At 59.7% G+C, this 19,380-nt stretch carries 16 protein-coding genes; 13 read left to right on the forward strand and 3 right to left on the reverse strand.

From position 1 onward, the window contains the following. The first annotated feature begins 6 nt into the window (after positions 1-6). The 6 genes from msbA (at position 7) to FN633_RS06335 (ending at position 6,015) form a co-directional block, all read left to right on the forward strand. A complete protein-coding gene (gene msbA / locus FN633_RS06310) occupies positions 7-1,755 on the forward strand; it encodes a lipid A ABC transporter ATP-binding protein/permease MsbA (protein ID WP_154057128.1) in 1,749 nt (582 codons plus the stop codon). Beyond that, positions 1,752-2,729 (forward strand): tetraacyldisaccharide 4'-kinase, encoded by a 978-nt coding sequence (lpxK, locus tag FN633_RS06315; protein ID WP_154057129.1) that lies wholly within the window; start codon positions 1,752-1,754, stop codon positions 2,727-2,729. Before msbA ends, lpxK begins: the two co-directional genes overlap by 4 nt. A 42-nt stretch (positions 2,730-2,771) precedes the next feature. Then, positions 2,772-4,004 (forward strand): winged helix-turn-helix domain-containing protein, encoded by a 1,233-nt coding sequence (locus FN633_RS06320; RefSeq protein WP_154057130.1) that lies wholly within the window; start codon positions 2,772-2,774, stop codon positions 4,002-4,004. A gap of 52 nt (positions 4,005-4,056) precedes the next feature. Then, complete coding sequence (locus tag FN633_RS06325; protein WP_042392435.1) at positions 4,057-4,239, forward strand: Trm112 family protein; 183 nt, start codon at positions 4,057-4,059, stop codon at positions 4,237-4,239. Then, the gene (gene kdsB, locus FN633_RS06330) at positions 4,236-4,982 is read left to right on the forward strand and encodes a 3-deoxy-manno-octulosonate cytidylyltransferase (protein ID WP_154057131.1); all 747 of its coding nucleotides are present in this window, start codon (positions 4,236-4,238) and stop codon (positions 4,980-4,982) included. Before FN633_RS06325 ends, kdsB begins: the two co-directional genes overlap by 4 nt. A gap of 139 nt (positions 4,983-5,121) precedes the next feature. After that, complete coding sequence (locus tag FN633_RS06335) at positions 5,122-6,015, forward strand: YcbJ family phosphotransferase (RefSeq protein ID WP_144812956.1); 894 nt, start codon at positions 5,122-5,124, stop codon at positions 6,013-6,015. Here FN633_RS06335 and elyC read toward each other — a convergent pair. After that, positions 5,992-6,771, reverse strand: coding sequence for an envelope biogenesis factor ElyC (gene elyC, locus FN633_RS06340; protein WP_042392628.1), 780 nt, complete (start codon positions 6,769-6,771; stop codon positions 5,992-5,994). The two genes, FN633_RS06335 and elyC, sit on opposite strands and share 24 nt — an antisense overlap. A gap of 118 nt (positions 6,772-6,889) precedes the next feature. Here elyC and cmoM point away from each other — a divergent pair, with 118 nt between their 5' ends. The 7 genes from cmoM (at position 6,890) to FN633_RS06375 (ending at position 17,496) form a co-directional block, all read left to right on the forward strand. Further along, positions 6,890-7,684, forward strand: a complete 795-nt coding sequence (gene cmoM / locus FN633_RS06345) for a tRNA uridine 5-oxyacetic acid(34) methyltransferase CmoM (protein ID WP_154057132.1) — start codon at positions 6,890-6,892, stop codon at positions 7,682-7,684. Next, positions 7,677-8,999 (forward strand): chromosome partition protein MukF, encoded by a 1,323-nt coding sequence (mukF, locus tag FN633_RS06350; RefSeq protein WP_042392442.1) that lies wholly within the window; start codon positions 7,677-7,679, stop codon positions 8,997-8,999. The genes cmoM and mukF overlap by 8 nt, the downstream gene beginning before the upstream one ends. Beyond that, positions 8,980-9,687 (forward strand): chromosome partition protein MukE, encoded by a 708-nt coding sequence (gene mukE / locus FN633_RS06355; protein ID WP_154057133.1) that lies wholly within the window; start codon positions 8,980-8,982, stop codon positions 9,685-9,687. Before mukF ends, mukE begins: the two co-directional genes overlap by 20 nt. Then, entirely contained in the window at positions 9,684-14,138 is a 4,455-nt protein-coding gene (gene mukB / locus FN633_RS06360) for a chromosome partition protein MukB (RefSeq protein WP_154057134.1), read from the forward strand. Before mukE ends, mukB begins: the two co-directional genes overlap by 4 nt. 178 nt (positions 14,139-14,316) lie before the next feature. Continuing rightward, positions 14,317-16,092, forward strand: coding sequence for a L,D-transpeptidase (gene ldtD, locus FN633_RS06365; protein ID WP_154057135.1), 1,776 nt, complete (start codon positions 14,317-14,319; stop codon positions 16,090-16,092). 183 nt (positions 16,093-16,275) lie between these two features. Continuing rightward, positions 16,276-16,824 carry a peptidoglycan L,D-endopeptidase MepK gene (mepK, locus tag FN633_RS06370; RefSeq protein ID WP_154057136.1) on the forward strand — a complete coding sequence of 183 codons (549 nt, stop codon included), beginning with the start codon at positions 16,276-16,278 and terminating at the stop codon, positions 16,822-16,824. 24 nt (positions 16,825-16,848) lie between these two features. After that, complete coding sequence (locus FN633_RS06375) at positions 16,849-17,496, forward strand: MBL fold metallo-hydrolase (protein WP_154057137.1); 648 nt, start codon at positions 16,849-16,851, stop codon at positions 17,494-17,496. 50 nt (positions 17,497-17,546) lie between these two features. Here the strand turns inward: FN633_RS06375 and FN633_RS06380 are convergent, their stop codons facing one another. Next, entirely contained in the window at positions 17,547-18,737 is a 1,191-nt protein-coding gene (locus FN633_RS06380) for an amino acid aminotransferase (protein ID WP_154057138.1), read from the reverse strand. 187 nt (positions 18,738-18,924) lie between these two features. After that, a partial coding sequence (locus FN633_RS18475) for a porin (RefSeq protein WP_243731479.1) occupies positions 18,925-19,380 on the reverse strand: 456 nt, incomplete at its 5' end.

Below are 19,380 nucleotides of genomic sequence, written 5' to 3' on the forward strand. Positions count from 1 at the left end.
TTTTGAATGCATAACGACAAAGATCTCTCTACGTGGCAAACGTTCCGCCGCCTCTGGCCAATGATTGCACCTTTCAAAGCGGGTCTGTTCGTGGCGGGGGTCGCACTGATCCTCAACGCAGCCAGCGATACCTTTATGCTATCGCTTCTGAAACCGCTGCTCGATGATGGTTTTGGTAAAACGGACCGCTCCGTGCTGCTGTGGATGCCGCTGGTGATCATCGGCCTGATGATCCTGCGTGGCATCACCAGCTATATTTCAAGCTACTGTATCTCATGGGTTTCTGGCAAAGTGGTGATGGGCATGCGCCGTCGCCTGTTTAGCCACATGATGGGCATGCCCGTCGCCTTCTTCGACAAACAATCCACCGGGACGCTGCTCTCCCGTATCACCTATGACTCTGAGCAGGTTGCCTCCTCCTCATCCAACGCGCTGATTACCGTGGTGCGTGAAGGGGCGTCGATCATCGGCCTGTTTATCATGATGTTCTACTACAGCTGGCAGCTATCGGTCATTCTGATCGTGCTGGCCCCGATCGTCTCGATTGCCATTCGCGTGGTATCGAAGCGTTTCCGTAACATCAGCAAAAACATGCAGAATACGATGGGGCAGGTGACCACCAGCGCGGAACAGATGCTGAAGGGCCACAAAGAGGTGCTGATGTTTGGCGGCCAGCAGGTCGAGACCGAGCGCTTTGACAAGGTGAGCAACAAGATGCGCCTGCAGGGGATGAAACTGGTCTCCGCCTCCTCAATCTCCGATCCGATCATTCAGCTGATCGCCTCCCTGGCGCTGGCCTTTGTGCTCTATGCGGCAAGCTTCCCAAGCGTGATGGAGACCCTGACCGCTGGGACCATTACCGTGGTCTTCTCCTCAATGATTGCCCTGATGCGCCCGCTGAAGTCGCTGACTAACGTTAACGCCCAGTTCCAGCGCGGCATGGCGGCCTGTCAGACACTGTTCGCTATTCTCGACAGCGAGCAGGAGAAGGACGAAGGGAAGCGCGAAATTGAGCGTGCGGAAGGCAACGTGGAGTTCCGCAACGTCACCTTTACCTATCCTGGGCGTGAAATCCCGGCGCTGCGTGACATCAACCTGAACATCGCCGCAGGCAAAACCGTGGCGCTGGTGGGTCGTTCAGGCTCGGGTAAATCGACGCTTGCCAGCCTGATCACCCGCTTCTACGACACCGACAGCGGAGAGATCCTGCTGGACGGTCACGATCTGCGCGAGTACAAGCTGCACTCGCTGCGTAATCAGGTGGCGCTGGTATCGCAAAACGTGCACCTGTTTAACGACACGGTGGCGAATAACATCGCCTATGCGCGCACGGAAGAGTACAGCCGGGAGCAGATCGAAACTGCTGCCCGCATGGCCTATGCCATGGACTTTATCAGCAAGATGGATAACGGCCTCGATACCATTATCGGCGAGAACGGCGTGCTGCTCTCCGGCGGCCAGCGCCAGCGTATCGCCATCGCCCGTGCCCTGCTGCGCGACAGCCCGATCCTGATCCTTGACGAGGCCACCTCGGCGCTGGATACCGAGTCTGAACGTGCTATCCAGGCCGCGCTGGACGAACTGCAGAAAAACCGTACCTCACTGGTGATCGCCCACCGTCTCTCTACCATTGAGAAGGCGGACGAGATCGTGGTCGTCGAAGATGGTCGTATCGTTGAGCGCGGTAGCCATGGCGAACTGCTGGCTCAGCAGGGTGTTTACGCCCAGCTGCATAAGATGCAGTTTGGCGCATGATAGCCCGCATCTGGTCAGGCGAATCACCGCTGTGGCTGCTGCTGCTGCCGCTCTCCTGGCTCTATGGTCTGGTGAGCGGGGCGATCCGTCTCTGCTACCGGCTGGGCATTAAAAAAGCCTGGCGCGCGCCGGTGCCGGTAGTGGTCGTGGGCAATCTCACGGCGGGCGGCAACGGCAAAACGCCGGTGGTGATCTGGCTGGTTGAGCAGCTGCGCCAGCGCGGCGTACGGGTGGGCGTGGTCTCTCGCGGCTATGGCGGCAAGGCAGATAGCTATCCGCTGGTGCTGGACCAACAGACAACGACGGAGCAGGCGGGCGACGAGCCGGTGCTGATCTATCAGCGTACCGGCGCGCCGGTGGCGGTCTCTCCGGTGCGCAGCGACGCGGTGAAAGCCCTGCTGGCTGCGCACGATCTCCAGCTTATTGTGACCGACGACGGCCTGCAGCACTACCGTCTCGCCCGCGATAAAGAGATTGTGGTGATCGATGGTGTACGCCGATTTGGCAACGGCTGGTGGCTGCCTGCCGGACCGATGCGCGAGCGGGCCTCCCGTCTGCGCTCCGTTGATGCGGTAATAACCAACGGCGGCGAGGCACGGACAGATGAGATCCCGATGCGCCTGCAGCCGGGCCTTGCCGTGAACCTGAAGAGCGGCGAGCGCCGCCCGGTTGATGAACTCCCCGCCGTGGTTGCCATGGCCGGGATTGGTCATCCGCCGCGTTTCTTCCAAACCCTGGCCGACTGCGGCGCAGCGGTAGAGAAGACCGTTGCGCTGGCCGATCATCAGGCGCTCAGCTATCCGCAGGTCAGCGGGTTTATTCAACCCGGCCAGACGCTGGTAATGACCGAGAAGGATGCGGTCAAGTGCCGCGCCTTTGCCGACGAGAGCTGGTGGTATCTACCCGTTGACGCCCGTCTGGAGGGCGATAAACCGGAACGTCTGCTACAGGATCTGCTCACTCTGGTGCGCTAGCGGCACAGTGCCGACAGCGCCCTGTTAACCACAGGAACCCGTATGTCTGTGCCGCAACTCTCTCTTACCGCCGCCCGTCATCTCCATCTTGCCGCCCAGGGCCTGCTGAAAAAGCCGCGCCGCCGCGCCAGGCCTGCCGATATTCTGGCAACCATTCAGCGGATGTCGCTCCTGCAAATCGACACCATCAATATCGTGGCCCGCAGTCCCTACCTGGTCCTGTTTAGCCGTCTCGGCGACTACTCGGCGTCATGGCTCGATGAGGCGCTGCGCCGGGGCGATCTGATGGAGTACTGGGCGCATGAGGCCTGCTTCCTGCCGCGTGAGGATTTTGCCCTGGTGCGCCATCGGATGCTGGCTCCGGAAAATATGGGCTGGAAATACCGTGCGGCCTGGATGGATGAGCACGCGGCTGAAATTGAGCAGCTTATTGCCCATATCCATGAGCATGGCCCGGTGCGCTCGGCGGATTTCGAACATCCCCGCAAAGGCAGCAGCGGCTGGTGGGAGTGGAAACCGCACAAGCGGCACCTTGAGGGGCTGTTTACCGCCGGTAAGGTGATGGTGGTGGAGCGGCGCAACTTTCAGCGCGTCTACGATCTGACCCATCGCGTCATGCCCCACTGGGATGACGAGCGGGATCTTCTCTCTCAGGCAGTAGCGGAGGATCGGATGCTGGAGAAGAGCGCCCGCAGCTTAGGTCTTTTTCGCCCCGCCTGGCTGGCGGACTACTACCGCCTGCGCCAGCCCGCACTGCCCACGCTGATGGCGCGCTGGCAGGCTGAGCAGAAGGTGGTGCGTGTAGAGGTTGAAACCCTGGGGGAGGCGTTTGTGCACGCCGACCTGCTGCCGGAGCTTGAGCTGGCCCAGGCGGGCAGGCTGCACGCCACCCACAGCGCGGTACTCTCGCCCTTCGATCCGGTGGTTTGGGATCGCAAGCGCGCCGAGCAGCTCTTTAACTTTACCTACCGGCTGGAGTGCTACACCCCGGCACCGAAACGCCAGTACGGCTATTTTGTCCTGCCGCTGCTGCACTGTGGGCAGCTGGTGGGGCGGATGGACGCCAAGATGCACCGGAAAACGGGCGTGCTGGAAATTATCGCCCTGTATCTGGAGCCGGACATCAAGCCGGGCCGCAGGCTGGAGAGTGGCCTCACAGCGGCCATTGAGGATTTTGCTCGCTGGCAGGGTGCGCGGCAAGTGGTCTGCAAACGCCTTCCGGACGGTCTCTTTAGCGACAGGCAAGGCGAATGGGAAATTGCCGCTGCGGATTAGGGGAATATGATAACATTTAAGGTATACCACTTTCGGTCCCTCAGGAGGAACTATGGATCACCGTCTACTCGAAATCATTGCCTGCCCGGTCTGCAACGGTAAGCTCTACTACAGCCAGGATAAACAAGAGCTGATCTGTAAAGTCGACAGCCTCGCTTTCCCGGTGCGGGAAGGCATTCCGGTACTGCTGGAAAACGAAGCGCGTCCGCTCGCTGCTGAAGAGAGCCGTCCATGAGTTTCGTTGTTATCATTCCTGCGCGTTATGCTTCAACCCGCCTGCCGGGTAAGCCGCTGGTAGATATCAACGGTAAGCCGATGGTCGTGCACGTGCTGGAGCGGGCGCGCGAGTCCGGGGCAGCGCGAATTATCGTTGCGACCGATCACCCAGACGTGGCGCTGGCCGTCGAGGCGGCAGGGGGCGAGGTGTGCATGACCCGCGCCGATCACCAGTCGGGCACCGAGCGGCTGGCAGAGGTGGTGGAGAAGTGCGGCTTTAGCGATGACACGGTCATCGTTAACGTTCAGGGCGACGAGCCGATGATCCCGCCGGCGATTATTCGTCAGGTGGCGGAGAATCTGGCCCAGCGCCAGGTAGGGATGGCGACGCTGGCCGTGCCAATCCACAGCGCGGAAGAGGCATTTAACCCCAACGCGGTTAAAGTGGTGATGGACAGCGAGGGTTACGCGCTGTACTTCTCCCGGGCGACCATTCCCTGGGATCGCGATCGTTTCGCCCAGTCGCGCGAGGCTATTGGTGATACCTTCCTGCGTCATATCGGTATCTACGGCTACCGGGCCGGGTTTATCCGCCGCTACGTCACCTGGCAGCCAAGCCAGCTGGAGCAGATCGAGATGCTCGAACAGCTGCGCGTGCTCTGGCACGGGGAAAAAATTCACGTTGATGTGGCGCAGGCCATTCCCGGAACCGGCGTGGATACCGCAGAAGATCTTGCCCGCGTGCGCGCTGAACTCCGCTAATTCCTCTCTCCCCTCCGCCCGGAGGGGAATTTCTACACTTTCTACCGCTGTTTTGATCTTATCAGGGTGACATCTCTGTGACGGACGCCCATTATAATAGGTGTAGTCTGCGTAAGGGTATTCCTGAGAGGTAGCGTGAATGGAACAACTACGTGCCGAACTGAGCCACCTGCTGGGGGAAAAACTCAGCCGCGTGGAGTGTGTTAATGAGAAGGCGGACACCGCGCTGTGGTCACTGTACGACAGCCACGGCCACCCCATGCCCCTGCTGGCGAGAAGCTTTACCACGCCGGGTCTGGCGCGGCAGCTGGCGTGGAAGATGTCGATGCTGGCCCGCAGCGGTACGGTCCGCATGCCGGTGGTCTACGGCGTGATGACTCATGACGAGCACCCCGGCCCGGACGTGCTGCTGATCGAGCGGCTGCGCGGCGTACCGGTTGAGGCCCCGGCCCGCACGCCGGAGCGGTGGGAGCAGCTCAAGGATCAGATCGTTGAGGCGCTGCTCGCCTGGCACCGACAGGACAGCCACGGCTGCGTGGGCGTGGTGGACAGCACCCAGGAGAACATCTGGCCCTCGTGGTATCGCCAGCGGGTTGAGGTGCTGTGGAACACCCTCAACCAGTTTAAAAATACCGGCCTGACGATGCAGGATAAACGGATCCTGTTCCGCACCCGGGAGTGCCTGCCTAAACTGTTCGAAGGCTTTAACGACAACTGCGTGCTGGTGCACGGCAATTTGAATCTGCGCAGCATGTTAAAAGATGCCCGCACCGATCAGCTGGTGGCCATGGTGGGGCCAGGAGTGATGCTCTGGGCACCGCGGGAGTACGAGCTGTTTCGCCTCTCCGACAGCGCGCTGGCGGAAGGGCTGCTGTGGCACTATCTCCAGCATGCTCCGGTGTCAGAGTCGTTTATCTGGCGGCGCTGGCTGTACACCCTGTGGGACGAGGTGGCACAGCTGGTGAACACCGGCCATTTCAACCGCGCCAATTTTGACCTTGCCTCAAAATCACTCGTGCCGTGGATCGCCTGACGAGCCCTTAAGCCACTGCCAGACGCGACCCAGCGTCTCATACCCGACCCGGTCGCTGTGCATCAGCCACACCGGGGAGGGGATAATGCGCTCCCAGGGGTTAAGCGGCGAGTCGATGGCCAGCTGGTTAGCCGGAGCGGGCAGCGGATTTAAGCCCGCGTGGCGGAAAAAGATCATCGCCCTGGGCAGATGCGACGCCGAGGTCACCAGCAGAAATGGCGTCTCGCCAATAGCCTGCTTCACCGCGGCCGCTTCCTCTTCCGTATCTTTGGCGGTATCAAGCGTCATTATGTCGCTGCGCGGGATGCCCAGCGTTTCAGCCACCCGCGCCCCGGCCTCGGCGGTGCTGACCGGGTTGGTGACCGCCGCCGCCCCGGTGAAGATCATTTTAGCGCCTGGATTAAGCCGCCACAGACGTACCGCCTCTGTCAAACGCGGCAGGCTGTTGTTGATAAGGTTCGAGCTGGGTGCCCACGTATCGTTCCAGGTGTAGCCCCCGCCGAGCACCACAATGTATTTCACCTGCTGGGTGCCGCGCCAGGTAGGGTAGGTCTGCTCTATCGGCCTGAGCATACCGTCCGCCACCGGTTGCAGGCTGATCAGCACCAGTGCCAGCCAGCCAGCGCTCATCAGTGCCTTACCTGACTTCTGATAGCGGGTAAACCAGACCAGCGCCAGGCCAATCCCCATCAGCAAAAGCAGCAGCGGCAGGGGCAACAGCATCCCACCAATGTATTTCTTCAGCGTAAAAAGCATGGCTTCCGTTTCCTTTTTGACCATACAGCAGGTTATTCTGTGGATCTTACACCAGATAGGTTCCTTCTTAACGTGGCTGTGACAAAATAGCGGTTTTGCCAGGATCGCGGAGTAGTAGATGCAGGATCGCAATTTCGATGACATCGCGGAGAAGTTTTCCCGCAATATTTATGGCACAACGAAAGGGCAGCTACGCCAGGCGATCCTGTGGCAGGATCTTGACGCGCTGCTGGCGACCTTGGGTCCACGGCCGCTGCGTATCCTCGATGCCGGCGGCGGAGAGGGGCAGACGGCCATCCGGCTGGCGAAGCTCGGCCATCATGTCACCCTGTGCGATCTGTCGGGTGAGATGGTCGCCCGAGCCAGCGCGGCGGCAGAGGCGGAAGGTGTGATCGACAACATGCATTTTATCCACTGTGCCGCTCAGGACATTGCCCAGCATTTGGAATCGCCGGTCGATCTGATATTGTTCCATGCCGTGCTGGAGTGGGTCGCCGAGCCGGTTGCCGTTCTGCAAACCCTCTGGTCGGCGCTGCGTCACGGCGGCGCGCTGTCGCTGATGTTTTACAATGCCAACGGCCTGCTGATGCGGAACGTGCTGGTAGGCAATTTTGGCTATGTGCAGCAGGGCATGTACAAAAAGAAACGACGGACGCTTTCACCGGACTTTCCGCGCGATCCGCAGCAGGTTTACGGCTGGCTCGAAGAGATGGGCTGGCAGATCACCGGTAAAACCGGTATCAGAGTTTTTCACGATTATCTGCGCGATAAGCAAAAACAGCATGACTGTTTTGCTGCATTAGTGGAGCTGGAGACGCGTTACTGCCGCCAGGAGCCTTACCTGAGCCTGGGCCGCTATATACACGTTACCGCGCAGAAGCCGCAGGTAGATACAAGGATTAACGATGAGTGAATTTTCCCAGACAGTCCCCGAACTGGTTGCCTGGGCCAGAAAAAATGATTTCTCGATCGCGCTGCCGGTGGACAGACTCTCCTTTTTGCTGGCTGTCGCCACGCTTAACGGCGAGCGGCTCGACGGCGAGATGAGCGAAGGGGAGCTGATCGACGCGTTTCGTCACGTCAGCGAGGCGTTTGAGCAGACCAGCGAAACCATCGGCGTGCGCGCCAATAACGCCATCAACGATATGGTGCGCCAGCGCCTGCTGAACCGCTTTACCAGCGAGCAGGCTGAGGGAAACGCCATCTACCGTTTGACGCCTCTCGGGATCGGCATCACGGACTACTACATCCGCCAGCGCGAGTTCTCCACGCTGCGCCTCTCGATGCAGCTCTCTATTGTCGCCGGCGAGCTGAAACGCGCTGCCGACGCGGCGGCGGAAGGCGGGGACGAGTTTCACTGGCATCGTCACGTCTATGCCCCGCTCAAGTACTCCGTTGCGGAGATTTTCGACAGCATCGATTTGACCCAGCGGATCATGGACGAGCAGCAGCAGCTGGTGAAAGATGACATCGCCCAGCTGCTAAACAAAGACTGGCGGGCGGCGATCTCCAGCTGTGAGCTTCTGCTGTCAGAGACCTCCGGCACCCTGCGCGAGCTACAGGATACGCTGGAGGCGGCAGGGGATAAGCTGCAGGCCAACCTGCTGCGCATCCAGGATGCGACCCTCGCCCATAACGATCTCGAGTTCGTTGACCGGCTGGTATTCGATCTGCAAAGCAAGCTGGACCGCATCATCAGCTGGGGCCAGCAGGCTATCGATCTGTGGATCGGCTACGACCGGCACGTGCATAAGTTTATCCGTACCGCCATCGATATGGATAAAAACCGCGTCTTTGCCCAGCGTCTGCGCCAGTCGGTGCAGTCTTACTTCGATGCGCCATGGGCCCTGACCTACGCCAGCGCCGATCGTCTGCTGGATATGCGCGACGAAGAGATGACGCTGCGCGATGAAGAGGTCACCGGCGAACTGCCGCCGGATCTCGAATTTGAAGAGTTTAACGAAATTCGCGAGCAGCTTGCGGCCATGATTGAAGCGCAGCTGGCGGTCTATAAAACCAGAGAAGTGCCACTGGATCTTGGTCTGGTCGTGCGCGAATATCTGGCGCAATATCCGCGGGCGCGTCACTTTGACGTTGCGCGAATTGTGGTTGATCAGGCGGTACGCCTCGGCGTAGCGCAGGGCGATTTCACCGGGCTGCCAGCAAAATGGCAGCCAATTAATGATTACGGAGCCAGGGTACAGGCGCATGTCATTGACAAATATTGAACAAGTGATGCCAGTCAAGCTGGCGCAGGCGTTGGCTAACCCGTTGTTCCCGGCGCTGGACAGTCAGCTGCGTGCCGGTCGCCACATTGGTCTTGATGAGCTGGATATTCACGCATTTTTGATGGACTTCCAGGAGTATCTGGAAGAGTTTTACGCTCGCTATAACGTGGAGCTGATCCGCGCGCCGGAAGGGTTTTTCTACCTGCGCCCGCGCTCCACGACGCTGATCCCGCGCTCGGTGCTCTCAGAACTGGATATGATGGTCGGCAAGATCCTCTGCTACCTCTATCTCAGCCCGGAGCGCCTGGCCAACGAAGGCATCTTTACCCAGCAGGAGCTCTACGACGAGCTGCTGTCTCTGGCGGACGAGAGCAAGCTGCTGAAGCTGGTCAACAACCGCTCCACCGGCTCTGACGTCGATCGCCAGAAGCTGCAGGAGAAGGTGCGCTCCTCCCTGAACCGTCTGCGCCGCCTGGGCATGGTCTGGTTTATGGGCAACGACAGCAGCAAGTTTCGCATCACCGAGTCGGTGTTCCGCTTCGGCGCTGACGTGCGCGGCGGAGACGATCTGCGTGAAGCGCAGCTGCGCATGATCCGCGACGGCGAGGCCATGCCGATAGAGAACAACCTGCAGCTCAATGATGAGCAAGACGAGAATCAGCCGGACAGTGCGGAGGAAGAGTCATGATCGATCGCGGTAAATTTCGCTCGCTAACGCTGATAAACTGGAACGGCTTTTTTGCCCGTACCTTTGACCTTGACGAGCTGGTAACAACGCTGTCAGGCGGTAACGGGGCGGGTAAATCCACCACCATGGCGGCCTTTGTCACGGCGCTGATCCCGGATTTAACCCTGCTGCACTTCCGTAACACCACCGAAGCGGGGGCCACCAGCGGCTCGCGTGATAAGGGCCTGCACGGCAAGCTGAAGGCGGGCGTCTGTTACTCGGTGCTGGACGTGATCAACTCGCGCAACCAGCGCGTGGTGGTGGGTGTGCGCCTGCAGCAGGTTGCCGGCCGCGATCGCAAAGTCGATATTAAACCCTTTGCGATTCAGGGCCTGCCGACCAGCATTCAGCCGACCCAGCTGCTTACCGAGACGCTCAACGAGCGTCAGGCGCGGGTGCTGACCCTGAACGAGCTGAAAGAGAAGCTGGATGAGATCGAAGGCGTTCAGTTCAAGCAGTTCAACTCGATAATCGATTACCACGCCCTGATGTTCGATCTGGGCATCGTGGCGCGTCGCCTGCGCTCCGCCTCGGATCGCAGCAAGTTCTACCGCCTGATTGAGGCCTCGCTCTACGGCGGGATCTCCAGCGCCATTACCCGCTCGCTGCGCGACTACCTGCTGCCGGAAAACGGCGGGGTGCGGAAGGCATTCCAGGATATGGAAGCCGCGCTGCGGGAGAACCGCATGACCCTTGAGGCGATCCGCGTCACCCAGTCGGACAGGGATCTCTTTAAGCACCTGATCAGCGAAGCCACCAACTACGTGGCCTCGGATTATATGCGCCACGCCAACGAGCGCCGGGTGCATCTCGATCAGGCCCTGGCCTTCCGTCGGGATCTCTTTACCTCCCGGGCGCAGCTGGCCGCCGAGCAGTATAAGCACGTTGAGATGGCGCGGGAGCTGCATGAGCATACCGGTGCCGAAGGCGATCTCGAAGCGGATCACCAGGCCGCCAGCGATCATCTGAACCTGGTGCAAACCGCGCTGCGCCAGCAGGAAAAAATTGAGCGCTACGAAGCGGATCTCGACGAGCTGCAAATCCGTCTGGAGGAGCAGAACGAGGTGGTGGCAGAAGCCGCCGACCGCCATGAAGAGAACGAGGCCCGGGCGGAAGCCGCCGAGCTGGAGGTGGACGAGCTGAAGAGCCAGCTTGCCAACTATCAGCAGGCGCTCGACGTTCAGCAGACCCGCGCTATTCAGTATAACCAGGCGCTGGCCGCGCTGGAGCGCGCCCAGGCCCTGTGCCACATTCCGGATCTGACCCCGGAGAGCGCCCAGCAGTGGCAGGAGACCTTCCAGGCCAAAGAGCAGGAAGCGACCGAGAAGCTGCTCTCGCTGGAGCAGAAGATGAGCGTGGCCCAGACCGCGCACAGCCAGTTTGAGCAGGCGTACCAGCTGGTGGCGGCCATTAACGGCCCGCTGTCGCGGGATGAAGCCTGGAGCGTCGCCCGGGAGCTGCTGCGCGACGCCGTTAACCAGCGCCACCTGGCGGACCAGGTGCAGCCGCTGCGGATGCGTCTGAACGAGCTGGAGCAGCGCCTGCGCGAGCAGCAGGATGCCGAGCGTCTGCTGGCCGAGTTCTGCAAGCGTCACAACAAGCGCGTCGAGGCCGATGAGCTCGAAGCCCTGCACCAGCAGCTGGAGGCGCAGATTGCCGCCCTCTCTGAGACCGTTGCCAACGCTGGTGAGCAGCGCATGGCCCTGCGTCAGGAGCTGGAGCAGCTGCAGGCGCGTATTCAACGCCTGCTGAAGCGTGCCCCGGTCTGGCTGGCCGCGCAGAATAGCCTGAACCAGCTCTGTGAGCAGAGCGGGCAGGAGTTTGAGTCGAGCCAGGACGTCACCGAGTACCTGCAGCAGCTGCTGGAGCGCGAGCGTGAAGCCATTGTTGAGCGGGATGAGATCGGTGCCCGCAAGCAGGCGGTAGATGACGAGATCGAACGGCTGAGCCAGCCGGGCGGGGCAGAAGATGCCCGTCTCAACGCCCTGGCGGAACGTTTCGGCGGCGTGCTGCTCTCTGAAATCTACGATGACGTCAGCCTCGACGATGCACCTTACTACTCGGCGCTGTATGGCCCATCCCGCCACGCTATCGTGGTGCCGGATCTCTCCCTGATCGCCGAACAGCTGGAAGGATTAACCGACTGCCCGGAAGATCTCTACCTGATCGAAGGGGATCCGCAGTCCTTTGACGACAGCGTCTTTGCTGCCGACGAGCTGGAAAAAGCCGTGATCGTCAAGGTCGCCGATCGCCAGTGGCGCTACTCTCGCTTCCCGTCGCTGCCGCTGTTTGGCCGCGCCGCACGCGAAAGCCGCATTGAGAGCCTGCACGCCGAGCGTGAAACGCTGGCAGAGCGCTTCGCCACCCTGTCGTTTGACGTCCAGAAGACCCAGCGTCTGCACCAGGCCTGCAGCCGCTTTATCGGTAGCCATCTGGCGGTCGCCTTTGAGGACGATCCGGAAGCCGAGATCCGCACCCTGACCAGTCGTCGGGGCGAACTTGAGCGCGCCATCAGCGCTCACGAAAGCGACAACCAGCAGAGCCGCGCCCAGTACGAGCAGGCCAAGGAGGGCGTCAGCGCCCTTAACCGCCTGCTGCCGCGCGTTAACCTGCTGAGCGACGACACCCTGGCCGACCGCGTGGATGAGATCCGCGAGCGCCTTGACGAAGCTCAGGAAGCGGCACGCTTTATCCAACAGTACGGCAACCAGCTGGCGAAGCTTGAGCCGGTGGTCTCGGTACTGCAGAGCGACCCGGAGCAGTTTGAACAGCTGAAAGAGGACTACGCCTACTCGCAGCAGGTGCAGCGTGAAGCGCGCCAGCAGGCGTTTGCCCTCACCGAGGTCGTGCAGCGCCGCGCCCACTTCAGCTACAGCGATTCCGCTGCGATGCTCACCGGCAACAGCGATCTTAACGAGAAGCTGCGCCAGCGTCTGGAGCAGGCGGAGAGCGAGCGCGCCCGTGCCCGTGAAGCGATGCGCAGCCACGCCGCCCAGCTCAGCCAGTACGGCCAGGTGCAGGCATCGCTGAAAAGCTCCTACGACACCAAAAAAGAGCTGCTGAACGATCTGCATAAAGAGCTGCAGGAGATTGGCGTTCGGGCAGACAGCGGCTCAGAAGAGCGGGCCCGCATTCGTCGTGATGAGCTCTATGCCCAGCTCTCCGGCAACCGCGCACGTCGCAACCAGCTGGAGAAAGCCCTGACCTTCTGCGAAGCGGAGATGGATAACCTGACCCGCAAACTTAAGCGTCTTGAACGTGACTACTACGAGAAACGCGAGCAGGTGGCAACGGCCAAAGCGGGCTGGTGTGCGGTGATGCGGATGGTGAAAGATAACGGCGTTGAGCGCCGCCTGCACCGTCGCGAGCTGGCCTATCTCTCTGCCGACGAGCTGCGCTCAATGTCGGATAAGGCGCTGGGCGCGCTGCGTCTGGCGGTGGCGGATAACGAACACCTGCGCGACGTGCTGCGCATGTCGGAAGATCCGAAGCGCCCTGAGCGTAAGATCCAGTTCTTCGTCGCGGTCTACCAGCATCTGCGCGAGCGTATCCGTCAGGATATCATTCGCACCGACGATCCGGTTGAAGCGATTGAGCAGATGGAGATCGAGCTGGGCCGTCTGACGGAAGAGCTGACCTCCCGTGAGCAGAAGCTGGCCATCAGCTCACGCAGCGCGGCGAACATCATTCGCAAAACCATCCAGCGCGAGCAGAACCGTATCCGCCAGCTCAACCAGGGGCTGCAGAGCGTCTCCTTTGGTCAGGTGAACAGCGTGCGTCTGAACGTGAACGTGCGGGAGACCCACGCCACGCTGCTGGACGTGCTCTCTGAGCAGCACGAACAGCATCAGGATCTCTTCAACAGCAACCGTCTGACCTTCTCGGAAGCGCTGGCGAAACTCTATCAGCGCCTGAACCCGCAGATAGATATGGGCCAGCGTACGCCGCAGACCATCGGTGAAGAGCTGCTCGACTACCGTAACTATCTGGAGATGGAGGTCGAGGTTAACCGTGGCTCTGACGGCTGGCTGCGTGCCGAGTCCGGCGCGCTCTCTACCGGGGAAGCGATCGGTACCGGGATGTCGATTCTGGTGATGGTGGTGCAGAGCTGGGAAGACGAAGCCCGTCGCCTGCGCGGGAAAGATATCTCCCCATGCCGTCTGCTGTTCCTCGATGAGGCTGCCCGTCTTGATGCCCGCTCTATCGCCACGCTGTTTGAGCTGTGCGAGCGGCTGGAGATGCAGCTGATTATCGCTGCGCCTGAAAACATCAGTCCTGAGAAAGGTACGACCTATAAGCTGGTGCGTAAGGTGTTCAACAATCAAGAGCACGTGCACGTGGTGGGCCTGCGCGGCTTTGCCCCACAGCTGCCTGAGCCGCTGCCCGGCACGGTGGATGCCAGCGCAACCTAACGGGTAACCGAGTAAAAGGGCGGCAGCATAGCCGCCCTTTTTTATTGCCCGCTGGCCAAAGCAGCATCAGATCAATCTTTAATCTTCTTTACATTTTGCCGGGCAAATGTATTTTTGTCTTTATATACTCATACAATCAGACGGATTAATCGATTCGTTTTTAAACAGGGGGCAAGGGATGTTGCTGAAGAAAAAAGAGAGTCGGGCGTCCGCATTGAGTTTGTGCGTGGCCCTTACGTTTGCTCCGCTGTTTAACGCTATGGCCGATGAGCCAGAAGTTATTCCAACCGACAGCTCTGCCAGCATGGGCGTGCAGCCTACGGCGCTGGCTGAACCGCTGGTGCAGTCCCATGCTACCGCCGTGCTGGCAGGCGTCGAGGCGCTGGCCGATGCTGGCCTGATGGCCAAAACGCGCGCTGAAATCCAGACTCAGCTGCCGGCAGGCTATACCCCGGTCTACATGAACCAGCTCGTTGCGCTGTATGCTGCCCGCGAGCAGAAGGCCATGTGGGACGATCGCGAGGCGGTTAAAGCGTTTCAGCAACAGCTGGCTGAGGTGGCCATCGCCGGTTTCCAGCCCCAGTTTACGAAATGGGTAGAGCTGCTGACCGATCCTGCCGTGACCGGTCAGGCCCGGGACGTGGTGCTTTCTGACGCCATGCTGGGCTACCTGCACTTTATCGCTGGTATTCCCGTTAAGGGCAACAGCTGGCTCTACAGCGCCAAACCGTATCAGCTGGCAACCCCGCCGCTGACGGTGATTAACCAGTGGCAGATGGCGCTGGATAACGGCCAGCTAACGCACTTTGTTGCCAGCCTTGCGCCGCAGCATGACCAGTACTCCCTGATGCATAAGTCGCTGCTGAAGCTCGTGAGTGATACCCAACCGTGGCCGACGCTGAAGAGTACCGCCACGCTGCGTCCGGGACAGTGGAGCAACGATATTCCCGCCCTGCGCGAGATCCTCTCCCGCACGGGGATGCTGGATAGCGCCGAGAACATCGTTCTGCCGGGGGATAAACCTAAAAAGGCGAAGTCTGCCCGCGGCGGTACCTACGATCCCGAGCTGGTAGCAGCGGTAAAACGCTTCCAGACCTGGCAGGGACTGGGAAGCGATGGCTCTATCGGTAAGTCCACTCGCGACTGGCTTAACGTGACTCCCGCCCAGCGTGCAGGCGTGCTGGCATTAAACATCCAGCGCCTGCGCCTGCTGCCCGGCACCCTCTCCACCGGCATTATGGTTAACATTCCGGCCTACTCGCTGGTCTATTACCAGCAGGGCAATGAGGTGCTGGCCTCCCGGGTGATCGTCGGCCGTCCCGATCGTAAAACGCCGATGATGAGCAGCGCGCTCAATAACGTGGTAGTCAATCCGCCGTGGAACGTTCCGCCCACCCTGGCGCGCAAGGACATTCTGCCGAAGGTATGGAACGATCCGGGCTATCTGGAGCGGCATAACTACGTTGTGCTGCGCGGCTGGAACAGCAAAGAGACGATCGATCCGTGGCGGGTCGACTGGGGCACCATCACCCCGTCCAATCTGCCATTCCGCTTCCAGCAGGCACCGGGGGCGCATAACTCTTTGGGCCGCTACAAGTTCAATATGCCCAGTTCGGATGCTATCTACCTGCACGACACGCCGAACCATACGCTGTTCCAGAAGAACGAGCGTGCGCTCAGCTCCGGCTGCGTTCGCGTGAATAAATCCTCCGAGCTGGCCAGCATGCTGTTGCAGGACGCGGGCTGGAACGATACGCGCATCTCTGACGCGCTGCAGGAAGGAAACACGCGCTACGTGAATATTCGCCAGAATATTCCGGTGAACCTCTACTACCTGACCGCCTTCGTCGGCAGCGACGGGCGCACCCAGTATCGTACAGATATTTACAATTACGATCTCACTGCCCGTTCTGGGGCTGACGTCCTGCCGAAGGCGGAACAATTAATCAGATAAATGAAGTAGTTCAGATTAATCCATTCACTAAATCACTGGTAAAAACGGACCGTCCAGGCTACGCGGTCCGTCTTTACCACGTTTGACCTTCCTTGACGTAAGAAATTTTGCCCGGTAATGTGCCTTTTCACGCGCCAGAAGTGCATTAATTAAGCAACCTTTTTACCTGTAGACCTGATTATCATGGATAAATTTGACGCTAATCGCCGCAAACTGCTGGCGTTAGGTGGCGTTGCACTCGGTGCAGCCATCCTGCCAACGCCTGCGTTCGCAACCCTCTCTACGCCACGCCCACGGATCCTGACCCTCAGTAATTTACATACCGGAGAGTCAATCAAAGCCGAGTTTTTTGACGGCAAGGGCTATATTCAGGATGAATTAGCTAAACTTAACCACTTTTTCCGCGATTTTCGCGCCAATAAAGTGACGTCCATCGACCCTAAGCTTTTCGACCAGATCTACCGCCTGCAGGGCCTGCTCGGCACGCGTAAACCGGTTCAGCTTATCTCGGGCTATCGCTCTGTCGATACCAATAATGAGCTTCGCGCCCATAGCAGCGGCGTCGCGAAGCACAGCTACCACACCAAAGGCCAGGCAATGGATTTCCATATTGAAGGCCTTGCATTAAGCAATGTTCGCAAAGCTGCGTTATCTATGGGCGCAGGTGGTGTAGGATATTACCCGCGCAGCAACTTTGTACATATTGATACCGGGCCGGTTCGGCACTGGTAACAGGGCTTAATGAAAAGGAGCAGTATGAACTATCGTCTTATTCCGGTTACCGCGTTTTCCCAGAACTGTTCTCTGATCTGGTGTGAGGAGACGCGTCAGGCCGCGCTGGTGGATCCCGGTGGTGATGCCGAGCGTATCAAAGAGGTGGTTGCCGCCTCTGACGTTACGCTGACGCAGATTTTGCTCACCCACGGTCATCTCGATCACGTGGGGGCCGCCGCCGAACTGGCGCAACACTACGGTGTGCCTATCATCGGCCCGGAAAAAGAGGATGAGTTTTGGCTGACGGGGCTTCCTGCCCAAAGCCGTATGTTTGGCCTGGAGGAGTGTCAGCCTCTGACGCCCGACCGCTGGCTGGACGAAGGCGAGAGCGTGACCGTCGGCAATATCACCCTGGCGGTGCTGCACTGTCCGGGCCATACGCCGGGACACATTGTCTTCTTTGACGCGCAGTCGCGCCTGCTGGTCTCAGGGGATGTGATCTTCAAGGGTGGGGTAGGGCGCAGCGATTTTCCGCGCGGCGACCACGGTCAGCTGATCGACTCCATCAAGCGCAAGCTGCTGCCGCTGGGCGACGACGTGACCTTTATTCCCGGTCACGGGCCGATGTCGACCCTGGGTGAAGAGCGCCTGCACAACCCGTTTTTGCAGGATGAGCAGCCGATCTGGTAGTTCGTCCCATAAAAAAGGGTCGCTTCGGCGACCCTTTTTTTGCGCTGCGCTTACAGCACGGCGACGATGGCTTCACACAGCGGAGCCATATTGTCCGGGGTCATGCCCGCAACGTTTACGCGACCGGATGCCACCGCATAGACGCCAAACTCTTCGCGCAGGCGCTGAACCTGCTCTTTAGTCAGGCCGCTGAACGAGAACATGCCGTTCTGCTTAATGATAAAGCTGAAGTCACGGTTAGCCCCTTTCTCCTGCAGCGTATTAACAAACAGCAGACGCATGCGCTGAATGCGCTGGCGCATATCGGTCAGCTCCTGCTCCCAGATAGCGCGCAGGGCGTCATTGCTGAGAATGGTGGCGACCACAGAGGCACCGTGTGCCGGCGGGTTGGAGTAGTTGGCCCGGATCACGGACTTCAGCTGGCTGAAGGCGCGATCGGCTGTGTCCGTATCGGCGGTCACCAGGGTGCAGGCCCCGACGCGCTCGTTATACAGACCAAAGTTTTTCGAGTAGGAGCTGGCAACGATCAGCTCCTTATGCAGCGCGGCAAAGGCGCGCAGCCCCTCCGCATCCTCCTCCAGACCACGGGCAAAGCCCTGATAGGCGAAGTCAAACAGCGGCAGCCAGCCTTTCTCAACGGAGAGCTGCGCCAGGGTCTGCCACTGATCCAGCGTCGGATCGATGCCGGTTGGGTTATGGCAGCAGCCGTGGAACAGTACTACGTCACCCGCCTGGGCTTCGTTGAGGCTCGCTAACAGGTTGTCAAAGTCCAGCGTATGGTTCGCCGCGTCATAGTAAGCATATTCGCGCACCTCCAGCCCGGCGGCGTTAAACACGCCTTTATGGTTCGGCCAGCTTGGGTTGCTCACCCAGATGCGCTTAACGTCGGTGTTTTTCGCCAGGAAGTCTGCCGCCACGCGCAGCGCGCCGGTGCCGCCCGGCGTCTGCGCCGTACGGGCGCGCTGGTCGTTAATGACCGTGCTGCCTTTGCCAAACAGCAGCTCCTGGGTGCAGCGGCCAAATTCCGGGATCCCGTCGATGCCGAGATAGTTCTTCGTCGTCTCGTTCTCCAGCAGATACTGCTCGGCTTTCTTCACGCTGGTCAGCACCGGCGTTTTACCGGTTTCATCTTTATAGACGCCGATGCCAAGGTTAATTTTTGTCGGACGTTGGTCGGCACGAAACAGATCGGCTAACCCCAGAATAGGGTCAGCAGGGGCTGCAGTAATATTCTCAAACATGACGAGGTTCCATTTTGATGACAGAAGGGCGTTGCGTATCAGGGTAACGGGAGATTTATCAATTGCCAACCGTTTGCGACAAAAAGAAACAGAGTGTGACAGCAAGCAGCGTTGACCAGCTTTGAAGGCATAAAAAAACAGGGCCGTAGCCCTGTTTTGATCAGCATATAACGAGGAGGTCGTGCAATTAGAACTGGTAAGTTACCGCTACAGCAACCTGGTCGTCTTTGCCGTTGACGATGCCAACGTTGCGGCTGTAGTCGCTGTCGTCGATCAGGTTCAGCTGGTAGTCAACCCAGATGTTGAAGTTTTTGTTGAAGTAGTAAGTTGCACCGATTTCAACAAACTTCTGCAGGTCTTCGCTGCCGCCGCCGAATGCGCCGTCAGAGGTGGCTGCCAGGTCTTTACCGCGAGACTGAACGTAGGCCAGGGACGGACGCAGACCGAAGTCGAACTGGTACTGAGCGATGGCTTCGAAGTTCTGCGTTTTGTTAGCAAAGGTGCCGTCCGCTTCACGGGTAGTGTTGCGGGTTTCAGCGTAGGTGGTCGCCAGGTAGATGTTGTTGGCGTCATATTTCACACCCACACCCCAGGTTTCCGCACGGCTGCCACGGGCGCTGCCACGGGTAGTCAGAGCACCAGC

This window comes from Pseudescherichia vulneris (genome assembly GCF_902164725.1).
Taxonomy (GTDB): domain Bacteria; phylum Pseudomonadota; class Gammaproteobacteria; order Enterobacterales; family Enterobacteriaceae; genus Pseudescherichia; species Pseudescherichia vulneris.

Excerpts from the sequence above, each read along its gene's own strand:
- mukB (WP_154057134.1), top strand. The coding sequence starts at position 9,684 with ATGATCGATCGCGGTAAATTTCGCTCGCTAACGCTGATAAACTGGAAC.
- mukE (WP_154057133.1), top strand. The coding sequence starts at position 8,980 with ATGTCATTGACAAATATTGAACAAGTGATGCCAGTCAAGCTGGCGCAG.
- lpxK (WP_154057129.1), top strand. The coding sequence starts at position 1,752 with ATGATAGCCCGCATCTGGTCAGGCGAATCACCGCTGTGGCTGCTGCTG.
- FN633_RS06320 (WP_154057130.1), top strand. The coding sequence starts at position 2,772 with ATGTCTGTGCCGCAACTCTCTCTTACCGCCGCCCGTCATCTCCATCTT.
- cmoM (WP_154057132.1), top strand. The coding sequence starts at position 6,890 with ATGCAGGATCGCAATTTCGATGACATCGCGGAGAAGTTTTCCCGCAAT.
- FN633_RS06375 (WP_154057137.1), top strand. The coding sequence starts at position 16,849 with ATGAACTATCGTCTTATTCCGGTTACCGCGTTTTCCCAGAACTGTTCT.
- msbA (WP_154057128.1), top strand. The coding sequence starts at position 7 with ATGCATAACGACAAAGATCTCTCTACGTGGCAAACGTTCCGCCGCCTC.
- mukF (WP_042392442.1), top strand. The coding sequence starts at position 7,677 with ATGAGTGAATTTTCCCAGACAGTCCCCGAACTGGTTGCCTGGGCCAGA.
- ldtD (WP_154057135.1), top strand. The coding sequence starts at position 14,317 with ATGTTGCTGAAGAAAAAAGAGAGTCGGGCGTCCGCATTGAGTTTGTGC.
- FN633_RS06380 (WP_154057138.1), bottom strand. The coding sequence starts at position 18,737 with ATGTTTGAGAATATTACTGCAGCCCCTGCTGACCCTATTCTGGGGTTA.
- FN633_RS06335 (WP_144812956.1), top strand. The coding sequence starts at position 5,122 with ATGGAACAACTACGTGCCGAACTGAGCCACCTGCTGGGGGAAAAACTC.
- kdsB (WP_154057131.1), top strand. The coding sequence starts at position 4,236 with ATGAGTTTCGTTGTTATCATTCCTGCGCGTTATGCTTCAACCCGCCTG.
- elyC (WP_042392628.1), bottom strand. The coding sequence starts at position 6,771 with ATGCTTTTTACGCTGAAGAAATACATTGGTGGGATGCTGTTGCCCCTG.
- FN633_RS06325 (WP_042392435.1), top strand. The coding sequence starts at position 4,057 with ATGGATCACCGTCTACTCGAAATCATTGCCTGCCCGGTCTGCAACGGT.
- mepK (WP_154057136.1), top strand. The coding sequence starts at position 16,276 with ATGGATAAATTTGACGCTAATCGCCGCAAACTGCTGGCGTTAGGTGGC.